This is a genomic window from Halococcus agarilyticus (genome assembly GCF_000334895.1).
Taxonomy (GTDB): Archaea; Halobacteriota; Halobacteria; order Halobacteriales; family Halococcaceae; genus Halococcus; species Halococcus agarilyticus.
The window spans coordinates 1-12,965 of sequence record NZ_BAFM01000003.1; the positions used below are offsets into that span (position 1 = coordinate 1).

Below are 12,965 nucleotides of genomic sequence, written 5' to 3' on the forward strand. Positions count from 1 at the left end.
GCTCGTGGTCCGTGCCGTCGGTGCCGGTGATGTCGATCGTTTCAGACGAACCCTCGTGGGGTTGAAGCGGCGTCGGAAGCGTTCAACCCCTCGCGCGGTCGTTGTTTCAGACGAACCCTCGTGGGGTTGAAGCGGCTGGACGCCGCGGTAGTAGAGCATCTTGACGAGGTTTCAGACGAACCCTCGTGGGGTTGAAGCGGGAGCTGCGCTTCTCAGCGTCGATCAAAAATACGGTTTCAGACGAACCCTCGTGGGGTTGAAGCCGGCGGGAACTCTGGCGGCGGGTCTGCCAGGTCACGTTTCAGACGAACCCTCGTGGGGTTGAAGCGTACCGGATAACCATTCGGCGGGCGTGCTCTGCCGTGTTTCAGACGAACCCTCGTGGGGTTGAAGAGAGGATCCGATCGGCGCAGGCGAACCCGGCGACGATCCCACCGTTGAGGCTGCGCTCGGGGTACTGTGCTCGGCTCGCCATCCCCGCGTAGTGGATCCCCTCTGCGACCTCGCTCCCGAGATCGTAGGGAATCACCATGTCGAGATAGCCTCGTTCGTAGACTGGCGCAGTGCGGGGGTTCCGCGCGGTCTCGATCCAGTTCACGCTCTCGCGATCGAACTCGGGGAAGAGGTCCTCGATCCCCGCGAGCCAGGTTTCCTCGACCCCGTCGTCGTCCATTCGCCAGAGCGCCTCGTCCGGATCCTGAACGTAACTCACGGCGTAGAGGAGGTGCTCGCCGCCGTAGCGCTCGGGTGGGACGAAGTTGGTGTGTTCGATCAGCGCGCCGAAGGGGGCGTCGTCGGCGATGTTGAGCCAGTAGGTGTCCATCAGGGGTTCGGCAAGGCTCAGCACCGAGCAGACCGTCCCCTGAAAGTCGATCTCGCAAGTGTAGCCCGTGAGGTCCTCCAAGACGTTCGGCATCGCAGCGACCACCACCCCGTCGACATCGTGAGTTGCGGTTCCGTTCTCGGTGTCGACGGTGAGCGAGTCGACCGCGCCGCCGTCGATTCCGACGTCCGTGACTCGCGCCCCGGTCTCGACGTGCTCGCGGCCCACCGCGGACACCAGAGCGTCGACCAGGCGGTGGAACCCGCCGTCGAAGTAACCGAGGAACTCGCCGCGGAGGAGGTCGCGCTCGCCGCGGAACTTGATCCGACCGAGGAGCCACGCCGCGCTCACGTCCTCCTTGCGCGAGCCGAACTTCGCTTCCAGCAGAGGGTCGAAGAAGTTCTCGTACACGCCACGAGTGGTGTGATCGAGCAGGAACTCCTTGATCGGCACGTCCTCGAAGTCCCGGAGGTCGTCGTAGGTGTCGCGTCTGGGGACGCCGCCACGCACGTCGACGTCGAGCGTCAATAGCCCGAGCCGGAACTTGTCGTAGAGGCTCAGATGGGGATAGGCGAGGATCTCCCACGCCTTGTCCATCGAGTGGACGACGCCGTCGACGTAGTAGGCGTTCTTCCCGACGCGCCACTCGACCGCGTCCCCGAGCCCGAGCTCCTCGGCGAGCTCGACGATGGTCTCCTCTGACTTCGAGAGGTGGTGGTAGAACTTCTCGATCCGGTCGCCGCGGGTCTCGTAGGTCGCGGCGAGGCCGCCGACGCTGTCGCTCGCCTCGAACACCCGCACGTCGTAGCCGGCCTTCTGGAGACGATACGCTGCGGCCAACCCCGCAACGCCGCCGCCGACGATACCGATCATGGCTCGCGTTTCCGCCCCGTCGGAATGGGTGTTGTGATCGGCGGGTCGCACCGACCGCCCACCCACATCCGACGAACGGCCCACAGGGTTAGGATGCCTGGCCGTCTACGTCACCCATGACCGTCGTTGCACTGCTCAGCGTCGCACCAGTCACCGAGGAAAGCATGGCCGGCGAGGTCGCGAAGGCCGTCGACGCGCTCGACGAGTTCGACGTGCGCTACGAGACCAACCCGATGGGGACCGTGATCGAGGCCGCGGAGGTCGAGGAGATCTTCGCTGCGGCCCAGGCGGCACACATGGCCGTCGACGGCGATCGGGTGAGCACGTTCCTGAAGATCGACGACAAGCGGACCAGCGAGGGCACGGCGAGCGAGAAGGTCGATGCGGTCGAACGCGAACTCGGCCGGACGGCCAGCGGGAATCCCGACGAGTAGATCGGTCGCCGAGCGGACCGATCGGACCGACAGACCGTTCACCCGCGCCGCCGAACCGGCGGTATGGAGAGCCTGAACCGGATGGCGCTCGAACTCGTCGAGGAGGCGATCGAGTTCGCCGACGAACTCGCGATCGCGATCACCGAACTCGACGACGGGGCCACGGTGCTCGACTTCGGTCACGACGTCGCGGGCGGTATCGAGGCGGGCTTGCTTCTCGCCGAGATCCAGACGGCGGGGCTCGCGACGATCCAGAACCGGCTGGGCGAGGTCGCTGGCGCGCCCGTCCCCCATATCGATCTCACGACTGACCGGCCGGCGCTCGCGCTACTCTGTGCACAGAAAGCGGGCTGGGAGCTCGACGCCGACGGGTTCGAGGGGTTGGCGAGCGGTCCGGGGCGCGCACTCCTCGCCGAGGAGGAGATCTTCGCGCGGGTGGGCCACGAGGACGACTTCGACTTCGCGACACTCGCGATCGAGGCCGACGAACTTCCAGGGGAGGCCGTCGCCGAGCGGGTTGCCGACCGAACCGATGTCGGGGCGAATGCGGTCTTCCTGCCGTCGTTCCCGAGCGCGAGCCTCGTCGGCAGCGTCACGGCCGCTGCGCGCGCCGCCGAACTCGCGACTGTTCGCCTCGCCGACCTCGGCTACGACCCGCTCGATATCCGATCGGTGAGCGCGAACGCACCGGTCGCACCCGTGGCGAGCGACGAGGCGACTGCGATCGGGCTCGCGAACGACACGCTCGCCTACGGCGGCCAGGTCCATCTCACCGTCGACGAGGAGTTCGGACGGTTCGACGAGCTTCCCTCGACCGCGAGCGACGAGTACGGGGTCCCGTTCGAGGAAATTCTCGATAGCGTCGACTGGAACTTCGCCGATCTCCCGGACGGGCTGTTCGCGCCGGCCCAGGTCACCGTCGACGTTAGCGGCGGCCCGACCCACGCGTTCGGCGAAACCAGCGAGGACGTGCTCGGCGACGCCTTCGGACTGTGAAGTTCAAGATCGTTCCCGAACCCCGAGACGCAGCGTTCGTCGCGGAGGCCCAGCGGGCGCTGCCGCTGGTCCCCGGCAGCGAGAACGACTGCTGTGCACGGCTCGTCGAGCGGACGGACCTCGCCGCGCGCGAGGTGGCTCGTGAGTGGATCACGTTTCTCCGCGCGCTCGGCCTCGCCGAGGAGACCGAGTCGGGCTACCGACGGCTGCGACGTGACCCCGCTTCCGACGACCTGGCTGCCGCGTTTCGCGAGCACGTCTTCGGGGCCGACGCCGTTCTCGGCGTGCTCGATACGGCCGACGAGCCGCTCGGTGTCGAAGCGGTCTACGAGCGGTTCCGCGAGGAAGTGCCGAACTGGGAACGGTATCGACGCGCGGACTGGGACGAGGAGTGGCGCAAGCGCGTCGAACGGCTGCTCGATTGGGCGGTCGTGTTCGATCTCGCCGAGCGCGTCGACGGCGCGTACCGCATCTGCTGACCCGTCCGACTTTTATCCTCACCGCCCCCATCGTCGGCGATGAGTCCGACCGTCGACACGGTGTTGTTCGACATCGACGACACGCTGTGTGCGTACCGCCGGTCGGGGGCGGAGGTGCTCGCGGCCGCCTTCGAGGCCGCTGGCGTCGAGCCGTTTTTCGGGATCACCGACTACTACGACCGCTACTCGCGGTTCGTCGATCGGACCGACACCATTCAGGAGTTGCGTGCGGCGTGCTTCGCCGCCATCGCCGACGAGCGCGGCCGCGACCCCGATCGCGGGCGGGCGGTCGCGGCGGCCTACGCCGACGAACGCGATCAGTGGAACGTCGACGCGCTGCCGGGCGCGCGCGAAGCGGTCGACCGCCTCGCGACCGACCACCGGCTCGGGGTGGTTACCAACGGCGCACCCGGGATGCAGGCGAAGAAACTCGCCGCGATCGGCCTCGACGACGCCTTCGAGATCGTGGTCCACGCCGGCTACGACGCGCCCGCGAAACCCGATCCCGAACCGTTCCGCCGCGCACTCGACGCGCTCGATACCGATCCCGACTCGACCGTACACGTCGGCAACTCCCTGACCTCGGACGTGCCTGGAGCACAGGCTGCCGGCCTCCGTGCCGCGTGGCTCGCCGACGGCTCGACGCCCGACCCGGTGCCCGAGTACACGCTCGATTCGATGGCCGACCTCCACGAGCCGCCGTGGCTGACCCGGTGACCGGCGCTCAGTCGATCTACCGGCAACAACAACCCGTTTCTGGAACGCACCAAATCGATCGAGCGACAGCTACGGGGTCGTATCGGGCTGGTTTCGGCCGATACGACGTCTCGATGGCGACGTGGCTACGGGCAGACTGCTCCGGATGACGGGTGGCTATGCGTGTCGGACCCCTACAAACGGGTGAGAAGCGGTCGCCTGTCCGTTTCGTTCGCTCTCCATCATGGGTACATCAGACACGCAGATCGACGTCGCTGGCTTCGTCGCCAACCTCCGTGCGTTGCAGTACCGGGAGGTGATGATGGCGCTGGCGACGCTCGCGGTCGTCGCCGGCTCGATCGTGTTCTTCCCCGGTACCGAGAACGTCACCACCGGGATCGACTCGGCGATCTCGCCAGGCCTGCTCGCGCTGCTGGTCGTCACGGCGGTCGTGGCCGGCGCGATCAAGGGGATGCTCGGCTTCGGCTACGCGCTCGTCGCGACTCCCGTGTTCGCGTCGGTGATCGACCCGACGCTCGCGGTGGTCGTGCTCGCGATCCCGCCGTGGATGATCAACATGTTCCAGATCGGCGAGACCGACACCGGCCTCGATTTCATCCGCGAGGAGTGGGTGCTGATGGCGCTGGCGATCGTCGGCACCGTGATCGGGGTGTCCTTCCTCGCGGAGTTCAGCACCGGCCCGGTCGTCCCGTTCATCATCGGACTGATCATCCTCGCGTACGTGATCTTTCAGGTGGTGCAGGACTTCGTGACGATCGAGGAAGCCCACCACCCGGTCGCGCTTGGCGTCGCGGGCTTGCTCGAAGGCTTCCTGCTCGCAGTCGCCAACCTCGGCCCGCTGCTCCCCGCGTACTTCCACACCTTCGAGCGCGACGCCGAGCGCTACATCGGCGGGCTCTCGATGGTCCTGGGGACGATCTTCACCGTCCGCATCCTCCAGATGGCGCTGTTCACCGACCTCATCACGACCTACCGGCTCTGGCTCGGGTCGGCCATCGCGGTGGTCACGATCGTGGGTCTGCTCGCCGGCACCTACCTCCGCCGGATCGAGATCGACGAGGAGCGGTTCAACTGGTTCGTGATCGGCCTCCTCTTTCTCATCTCGCTCAACATCTTCAAGAACACGATCCCGCCGCTGTTCCTCTGACTGGCTGCGAGTCGTCACGCGGCCACACCCAGTCACACGAATTCGTGGTTATGGCTTGATGTACGCATAGCCCTCCGCCTGGAGGCGCGTCAGTTCGCCGACACCCGCGGGGACGAGCTCCACGCCGTCGATGAGGTCCTCGGCGGTCGTGTCGGTGCCCGCGAGGGTGTTGCGACACTGTTTGAACGCGACCCCGTGCTCCATGAGCGTCTCGACGTGCTCGCGCTGTGGCGAGTTCTCGGTCACCAGCGCGAGGCCGCCGCTGTTCGTGACCACCGCGACCGCGTCGAGATCGATCGAGTCGTCGTCGAGCAAGTTGGCGACGTTGTTCACGACCCGCTCGTGGAGAACGGTGTCGTCGTTCGAGTGATGGAAGACGGCTTTCACGCACCCAGATAACGTCGCCGGCGACTCAAGCGATGGGGTTTGGCGTGACGAGCGCGGGTTCGACTGGGGTTGGCTCGGGTAGTTCGTCTCACTCTGCGGGCGACACGCCGGTCACGGTGCCGACGCCCTTCGACTGCCCCTCGCGAAAGACGAAGCGCTGACCCTCCTCGACGAGGTAAGGGCGGAACTTGAAGCGGACAGTAGTGGAGCCGGTGTCACCAGGAAGAAGCTGACCCTCGGCAGGGTGAAAGGCGGCGGCCTCGCTCACGGTTTCGAGGTGGACGACTGGCTCGTAGCCGTCGTCGATCCTGGTGGGGTGGTTGAGCACCATCACGTCGGCCTCGAACTCCCGGACGGGGTCGGGATCGGCCTCGCGCGGCAGGAGCACCATCCCACGCTCGACGTCGGTCTCGCGGACGCCCTTCAGCGCGATGCCGACGATTCGCCCGGCCTTCGCGCGGTCCACACGGTGGTAGTGCATCTCGATCGAGCGCGCCTCCACATCGCGAAAGGAGCCGTCGGGAAACGGGCCGAGCAGGAGTTCGTCGCCCGCTTCCACGGTACCGGAGCGCACAGTTCCGGAAGCGACCGCACCGACGCCCGTGATCTTGTAGCTCCGGTCGACGTACATCGAGAACTCGCCCTCGCCATCCCCGGTCTTCGGCAACCGGCCGAACAGGTCGTCGAGCGTGTCCAGTCCTTCCATCGTGACCGTGCTCGTTCGGAGCACCGGGACGACGGAGCCACCGATCTCCTCGACCGCCGTATCGACGCCGTGGCGCTCGACGCGGAGCGGGGTCTTCCCGACGTCCCGGAGCAGGCGCTCGACCTCGCGTTCGACCTCGCGGGCGCGCTCGCCGTCGACCATGTCGGTCTTGGTGATCGCGACGATCGTGGGGAGCTCGGTCGCGAGGAGGACGCCGAGATGCTCGCGGGTGGTCTTGGTGGGGCCGTCGTCGGCCGCCACGGTCAGGAGGCCGTAGTCGAGTTTCTGGCCGACGAGTCCTCGAATCGTGGTTCGGAGCCACGGCTCGTGACCCACGGTGTCGACGAACGACACCAGCTTGTCGGCCGACTCGACCACTTCGGCACGGTCTGACTTCCGGTCGGGGTTGTCGGTCCGGACCGGCTCGCCCTCGACGAACCCGTAGACCGCATACGAGAGGTCCGCCGAGAGGCCGCGCTCGACCTCGTGGGGCTGGACATCGAGGAAGCTTCGCGTGCTTCCCTCGCCGTCGTCCGGCCGGCCGGTGACGAGGCTTCCCACCAGCGTGCTCTTGCCGTGATCGACGTGGCCCGCGGTGCCGACGACGATATGGCCGTCGTCCTCCAGCAGCGCGCCCTCTCGAACGGTGGCGACGCCCACGAGCCCCCCTTCGATCCCCCACGTGTCGACCGACTCGATGTGGGCGTCGGCCTCCTCGGCGAGCAGCGAGAGCACGTCCATCGACTCCGAGAAGTCCTCAAGAGAGATCCCCGCGAGCCCGCCGGCGTCGGTGACACCGACGACGTACGTGGCCTCGCCGTCGCCCGAGAGCACCCGGTGGCGGAGCTGGGCCGCGAGGCTTTCGAACTTGCCGTCGGCGAGGTGGAGGTCCTTCGTGAGCCGTTCCTTGAACTCGACGCTGCCGCCCTCGCGCTCGCCCGCATCGAGCGCCCGTTCGAGGACGGCCCGGTCGGGGGCCATGTGGACTCGTGGCGTGCCGGGCGCAAAAGCCCTTCTCTACGGTGTGTGGTGGCACGGTCCACGGTTTTCGTTCGGGAGAATGCCGGGCGAAGCCTGGCCGTTGTTGGTGGCGGTGGCGCGCGGGAGCGCGTCGAAGACGCGCGACTCGTGCGAGGGATGACCGAGGAAGCGAACGAAGTGAGCGAACGAGGGAGTCGGCTGGGGAGGGCGTGGCTTGCGGTTCTCAGTTGTGTCGTGATCGTCGTCGGCGAATCGGCTGTCCCACCGAACACCGTGATGAGACTGCTGTTGCCGGGTTTACGGGGAAGATCGCACCGTCGAAAGCGCCTCGAAGAACCCGTTGGCGTACGCTGTATCCGTCACCTGGTCGGCCGCCTGTGTCGCCGCGTCGTCGGCGTTCGCCACCGCGAACGACCGTCCCGCGGCCTCGAAGGTCGCAACGTCGTTTTCCGAATCACCGATCGCGACGAATTCCTCAGAATCTCGCCCGAGGCGGTCGGCGACGATCCCGAGCCCGCGGCCCTTGTCCACGTCGGGTGAGACGACGTGGTAGGCGAAGCCCGTGTCGAACACCCGGAGACCGTGATCGGCGGCGATCTCCCGGAGTGGATCGAGTGGTGCGTCGCGGCTCACCGCGATCTCGGTCTCGCGCCACCGGTTGACGAGATCGAGACTCCCCCAGCCGAGATCGTGGCCCGCCTCGCGGTACGCCGCGGCGACGCGTTCTGCGGCCGCGCGGTCGCCGTCGATCACGAGTTCGTCGTGGCTGTCGGTGTCGAGACAGACCACGCCGCCGTTCTCGGCGACCACGAGCGTCGCGAGGCCGGCGAACTCACAGAGCGCGACCGGGTAGGGGAGCGCCTTGCCGGTGGCGAGCACGACCGGCGCGGGCCACTCCCGGAGCGCGGCGAACACACGCGGGTCAACGACTCGATGTCGATCGGTGAGCGTCCCGTCGATGTCGACCGCGAGGGGCGGTCGTGTGTCGGGAGCAGCGTCTGCGCGATCCATGCACGGTGTGGGCGAGCCGATCGGTTACGGGTTCGGATCGCGGTCGTTCGACGGATGCGGCCGTCGGTTCGGGGCGGTCGGCCCGGAGCGGCCGGCTCGGGGCGATCGTCAGTCCGAGAGGTGATCGTAGGCGCTCTGGACCCGCTTGAACGCGCGTTCGCTGCCGTCGTCGGCGTCGGGATGGACCTCCTTCACCTTCTCGCGGTAGGCGGACCGGACCGCCGTTTCGTCCGCGCCAGGCTCGAGACCCAGCGTCCGGTACGCCTCGGCCGTGCTCGGGCCGGCCTGCCGACGCCGGCCGCCGACGTCGCGGCGTCGCGAGCGACCGGCGTCGAAACCGCGTCTCTCCCGTGGGCCGGTCCGCCCTTCGCGCGGTCCCGCACCGAATCCATCAGTACGGGTTCGCGCCGTCGATTTGGCTCGTCCGGAACCGGCGGCGCGGGCGTCGCGGTGGACGCGCCGCCGCAGCCGGCCGCTGGCGTGATACCAGAGGAAGTACGTCGTCACGCCGAACGCGGCCGCGAGCGCGAGCGCCACCGGACTGTAGACGAAGCCGAGCACCGTCGTCAGGACGGTCAGTCCGGCGAACACCGCACCGAGCCCGATCACGAGCCGCGACCTAGTCACGCGGATGCTTGTGCCCCGAGCGGCGTAAGTCCCTCGCCACAGGTTCAAGTCCCCGGACGGCGAACAGCCACCATGAGCGTGTCCGGCCTGTGCCAGGTCTGTGAGAGCGCCGAAGCGAGCCACACCTGCGATCAGTGCGGGCGGGCGGTCTGCGACCAGCACCACGACGATGCGTTCGGGCTCTGTCTCGACTGCTCGGCGGGAGCCGGCGGTGGGAACGGTTCGGAGACCGGCGAGGAGCCCGGACGAGGCGATACCGGCGACGACGTTCGGTTCTAAACCTCGGCGACGATCACCGACGAGCGACGGGATCGGGTTCGTCGCTCCGATCCACACCAGTGCCGCGACCGCGGCTCAGTCGTCGGCCGGGTGGTCGACGTACTGGCGCTCCCAGGCGTGACGGGCCGCGATCGCCGCCTCGCCTCGCTCGGTGACCGTGTAGAAGTTGGTGACGTCGCTCTGTGCGCCCTTCTCCACGAGACCGTTCTCGACGAGCGTGTCGAGGTTCGGATAGAGCCGGCCGTGGTTGATGTCGCCGTCGTAGGCGCGCTGTAGCTCCTCGCTGACCCCGAGACCTTTCGGCTCGTCCATCCCCGCAATGACGTACAGCAGGTCACGCTGGAACGCCGTGAGATCCTCCATCATTGTCCGTCAACGCCACCCACAACCGCATGTCGTTTATACTTTCTCGATGGCACCAACTAATACCACGACACGGGCGACTCGGATACAGCGCTCCGACACTCGCCCGTTCCGGTATCGAAGCGCTCGCGGGGAACGAACACCCTTCTGCTGTCGTCGAAACACACGTCGGGATCGATGTGGTCGGTGTCCGGTCGGTCGTGATGACGACGGGCTACAGCCGGAACGGCACCATCGACAGCTTCGTTCGTATATCAGCGTTTGGGTTTAGCTATCAAGGACATATATTGCCCCTAGTGGAAAGATTATTATGTTCATCTTCCATGCTCCGTGTATGCGACGCGAGGACACAGGACAGAGCCGCCGTGACGTGCTGAAACTCGCCGGTGCGTCGAGCGCCGTGGGAATCGCCGGCCTGGCCGGCTGTCTCGGTGGTGGTGGCGGCAGTGGCAACGACTCCGGCAGCGGTGGTGGTGGTGGCGACAGTGGCAACGACTCGGGGAGTGGCGGGAACGGATCGGGTGGCGGGAACGGATCGGGTGGCGGGAACGGCTCCGGCGGTGGAGGCAGCGAGGACTACCCGTCGCTCGGCAACTTCCCGGTCGAGGGCGACACCGCGACGTTCGGGCTCACCGTCCCCCAGAGCGGGTCCTACCAGGCGGAGGGCGCGAGCGAGCTCCAGGCGTACGAGCTCGCCATCGACCATCTCAACAACGGCGGCGGCTGGGTCGATAGCTTCGAGGACCTCAGCGGCGATGGTGTGCTCGACAAGCAGATCGATTTCGTAGAGGGCGACACGGCGACCGATCCCGACACGGCGCGGAACGCCGCCAGCCGGATGATCAACCGGGACGACGTGATCATGTTCACCGGCGGGTCGTCGAGCGCAGTGGCGATCGCGCTGCAGTCGCTGGCCCAACAGGAGAAGGTGCTGTACCAGTGCTGTCTCACCCACTCGAACGCCACGACCGGCGCGGACTGCCGGCGGTACGGGTTCCGGGAGATGTTCAACGGGTACACGACCGCACAGGCGCTCGTCCCGCCGGTGACGGAGGCCTACGGGGACGACCTCAACTTCTACCAGCTCTACGCCGACTACACGTGGGGCCAGAGCGTCCAGTCGTCGATGAAGCAGTTCTTCGAGGAGGCCGGCTGGACCGAGGTCGGTAGCACGGCGACACCGCTCGGGACCTCCGATTTCTCCTCGTACCTCTCGGAGGCCCAGAGCTCCGACGCCGATGCGCTGTTCCTCGTCGAGTACGGGCTCGACGGCGCGAACTCGCTCAAACAGGCCGCCAACCAGGGCCTGAACGAGGAGATGGAGATCGTCGTGCCGCTGTACAACCAGCTGGTGGCGGGCAACGCGAAACAGGCGATCCCCGGTGTGTTCGGCACGACCGCGTGGGACCCGGGGATCGACAACGAGCCGTCGAACACGTTCGCCGACGCGTTCGAACAGGAGTACGGCAACCCGCCGCCAGGCGTCGCACACCTCGCGTACGCACAGACGCTCCAGTACGCGGCGGCCGTCGAACGCGCCGGCACGTTCTACCCGCCGGAGGTCATCCGGGCCCTCGAAGGCTACGAGTACGACAACGTCGGCCTCGGACAGGAAGTGATGCGGAAATGCGACCACCAGGCCCAGCGAGCGATCCCGGTCGTCCAGGGGAAAGAGACCGGCGAACAGAGCGAGGGCGACCTGCTGGACCTCGTCAACCTCGTTCCCAGCGACCAGGTCGGCTACGACTGTGACAGCGGCCCGGCGGCCGAGTGCGAACTCGGCAGCTACGAGTAGCTCCCCGGGCACCGCGTTTCGAGGGAGACGTGTGACAACGACGATCGATCGGCCGAGGGAAGACGACAACATGAACGACCCAACAGCGACCGACTCGAACAGTGACACTCAGTACCGCCGACCGCCCCAGTACCGCCGCTGCCGTCGGCAGTTCGGCGGCGGTCACGGGGAGCGATCGGGCAGCGAGAGCGGGAGCGTTCGATGAGCCTCCTCTCCGAAGCGGTTCGCATCCTACTCAACGGCCTCCAGACGGGCGCGATCTACGTGCTGCTGGCGATCGGGCTGTCGATCATCCTCGGCACGCTCAAGTTCGTGAACTTCGCCCACGGCGCGCTGTACGTCGTGGGACTGTACGTCGGGCTCCTCGTCTCCCAGGAGACGACCTTCTCACAGGGACAGCTCGCCGAGTTCGGGTTCGGCACGCTCGGGCTCGACCTCGGCTTCCTCGCCGCGCTGATCGTCGTACCGCTCGTGGTGTTCGTGCTCGGTATCGCGATGGAGCGGTTCGTCGCGAGACCGTTCTACGACCGGCCCGATACCGACCAGATTCTCCTCACCTTCGGGCTCGCGATCGTCGCCCAGCAGGCGCTCAGAGTGCTGTTCGGCGGCAACAGTCAGAGCTTCGCCCAGCCCGAGTGGGCGTCCGGGGCGGTGGAGCTGCCGCTGGTCGGGGGGTTCCCGCAGTGGCGGCTCTGGGTGATCGCGATCACGGGGCTACTGGTCGTGCTCGTGTATGCGCTGATCGAGTTCACCGACTTCGGGCTCACGGTCAGAGCGGGCACCCAGGACGCGGAGATGGTCCAGCTGCTCGGGATCAGGATCACACGGCCGTACATCGTGGTGTTCGGCATCGGTGCCGCGCTGGCGGGCGTCGCCGGCGTGGTCGGCGGCCCGCTGACCGTCGTCAACCCGACCGTCGGGACCGACGTCCTCGTGCCGGCCTTTCTCACAGTGGTGATCGGCGGGCTCGGCAGCATCAGGGGCGCGGTGCTCGGCGGGCTGATCCTCGGGATCACGCAGTCGTTCCTGATCCAGTGGAGCCTCGTGATCCCCGCGCTCGGGATCGACTACGCGTTCGCGCCGTGGTCCCAGGTCGGCATCTACGCGATCGCCGCGGTCATCCTCCTCGTGCGTCCCCAGGGACTGCTCGGAAGCGAGGTGGAGATCTCATGAGAGCCGCCACGACGCCGCTTCCCGACGGGTCGGTCGGGCGACGCCCGCGGCGCTTATTAGCGCGCGTTCCGTGTGGGAGGTATGAGACCGACGGCCACGGCATCGGTCCACACTGCTCGTCCCCGTGGCTCCGCCAGCGCCGCGATCGACGGGTTCGCGATCGCCACTGGGGGT

13 protein-coding genes, 1 pseudogene and 1 CRISPR repeat array are annotated in these 12,965 nt (G+C 67.3%); of the genes and pseudogenes, 8 read left to right on the forward strand and 6 right to left on the reverse strand.

What is annotated here, in order from left to right:
• Positions 1-38 precede the first annotated feature (38 nt).
• A CRISPR array of direct repeats spans positions 39-393; the repeat unit is 29 nt; unit sequence GTTTCAGACGAACCCTCGTGGGGTTGAAG.
• A 4-nt stretch (positions 394-397) separates the two neighbouring features.
• A pseudogene (locus tag TX76_RS02985) lies at positions 398-1,696 on the reverse strand (NAD(P)/FAD-dependent oxidoreductase); the annotation flags it as partial.
• Between the two features lie 116 nt (positions 1,697-1,812).
• Between TX76_RS02985 and TX76_RS02990 the strand changes: the two are divergent.
• From TX76_RS02990 to TX76_RS03010, 5 genes are all read left to right on the forward strand, one after another.
• Complete coding sequence (locus TX76_RS02990; protein ID WP_049898970.1) at positions 1,813-2,130, forward strand: MTH1187 family thiamine-binding protein; 318 nt, start codon at positions 1,813-1,815, stop codon at positions 2,128-2,130.
• Between the two features lie 63 nt (positions 2,131-2,193).
• Complete coding sequence (gene mch / locus TX76_RS02995) at positions 2,194-3,126, forward strand: methenyltetrahydromethanopterin cyclohydrolase (protein WP_049898972.1); 933 nt, start codon at positions 2,194-2,196, stop codon at positions 3,124-3,126.
• Positions 3,123-3,605 (forward strand): hypothetical protein, encoded by a 483-nt coding sequence (locus TX76_RS03000; protein ID WP_049898974.1) that lies wholly within the window; start codon positions 3,123-3,125, stop codon positions 3,603-3,605. The genes mch and TX76_RS03000 overlap by 4 nt, the downstream gene beginning before the upstream one ends.
• Before the next feature lie 39 nt (positions 3,606-3,644).
• Entirely contained in the window at positions 3,645-4,322 is a 678-nt protein-coding gene (locus TX76_RS03005) for an HAD family hydrolase (protein WP_049898976.1), read from the forward strand.
• A 223-nt stretch (positions 4,323-4,545) separates the two neighbouring features.
• Complete coding sequence (locus TX76_RS03010) at positions 4,546-5,469, forward strand: sulfite exporter TauE/SafE family protein (RefSeq protein ID WP_049898978.1); 924 nt, start codon at positions 4,546-4,548, stop codon at positions 5,467-5,469.
• 48 nt (positions 5,470-5,517) lie between these two features.
• Here TX76_RS03010 and TX76_RS03015 read toward each other — a convergent pair whose 3' ends face one another.
• From TX76_RS03015 to TX76_RS03030, 4 genes are all read right to left on the reverse strand, one after another.
• Positions 5,518-5,856, reverse strand: a complete 339-nt coding sequence (locus tag TX76_RS03015; RefSeq protein WP_049898980.1) for a DsrE family protein — start codon at positions 5,854-5,856, stop codon at positions 5,518-5,520.
• An 88-nt stretch (positions 5,857-5,944) separates the two neighbouring features.
• Positions 5,945-7,543 carry a GTPBP1 family GTP-binding protein gene (locus TX76_RS03020; protein WP_049898982.1) on the reverse strand — a complete coding sequence of 533 codons (1,599 nt, stop codon included), beginning with the start codon at positions 7,541-7,543 and terminating at the stop codon, positions 5,945-5,947.
• A gap of 297 nt (positions 7,544-7,840) precedes the next feature.
• Positions 7,841-8,554 carry a phosphoglycolate phosphatase gene (locus tag TX76_RS03025; protein ID WP_049898984.1) on the reverse strand — a complete coding sequence of 238 codons (714 nt, stop codon included), beginning with the start codon at positions 8,552-8,554 and terminating at the stop codon, positions 7,841-7,843.
• 108 nt (positions 8,555-8,662) lie between these two features.
• Positions 8,663-9,181 carry a J domain-containing protein gene (locus tag TX76_RS03030; protein ID WP_049898986.1) on the reverse strand — a complete coding sequence of 173 codons (519 nt, stop codon included), beginning with the start codon at positions 9,179-9,181 and terminating at the stop codon, positions 8,663-8,665.
• A 72-nt stretch (positions 9,182-9,253) separates the two neighbouring features.
• Between TX76_RS03030 and TX76_RS03035 the strand changes: the two genes are divergently transcribed.
• Positions 9,254-9,460, forward strand: a complete 207-nt coding sequence (locus tag TX76_RS03035; RefSeq protein WP_049898987.1) for a hypothetical protein — start codon at positions 9,254-9,256, stop codon at positions 9,458-9,460.
• A 75-nt stretch (positions 9,461-9,535) separates the two neighbouring features.
• Here the strand turns inward: TX76_RS03035 and TX76_RS03040 are convergent, their stop codons facing one another.
• On the reverse strand, positions 9,536-9,823 hold the full coding sequence (locus TX76_RS03040) for a PadR family transcriptional regulator (RefSeq protein ID WP_049899379.1): 288 nt from the start codon (positions 9,821-9,823) through the stop codon (positions 9,536-9,538).
• A gap of 334 nt (positions 9,824-10,157) precedes the next feature.
• Between TX76_RS03040 and TX76_RS03045 the strand changes: the two genes are divergently transcribed.
• Together TX76_RS03045 and TX76_RS03050 are read left to right on the forward strand one after the other, a co-directional pair.
• On the forward strand, positions 10,158-11,618 hold the full coding sequence (locus TX76_RS03045) for a substrate-binding protein (protein ID WP_049898989.1): 1,461 nt from the start codon (positions 10,158-10,160) through the stop codon (positions 11,616-11,618).
• A 201-nt stretch (positions 11,619-11,819) separates the two neighbouring features.
• Positions 11,820-12,791 (forward strand): branched-chain amino acid ABC transporter permease, encoded by a 972-nt coding sequence (locus tag TX76_RS03050; RefSeq protein WP_049898991.1) that lies wholly within the window; start codon positions 11,820-11,822, stop codon positions 12,789-12,791.
• Positions 12,792-12,965 lie beyond the last annotated feature (174 nt).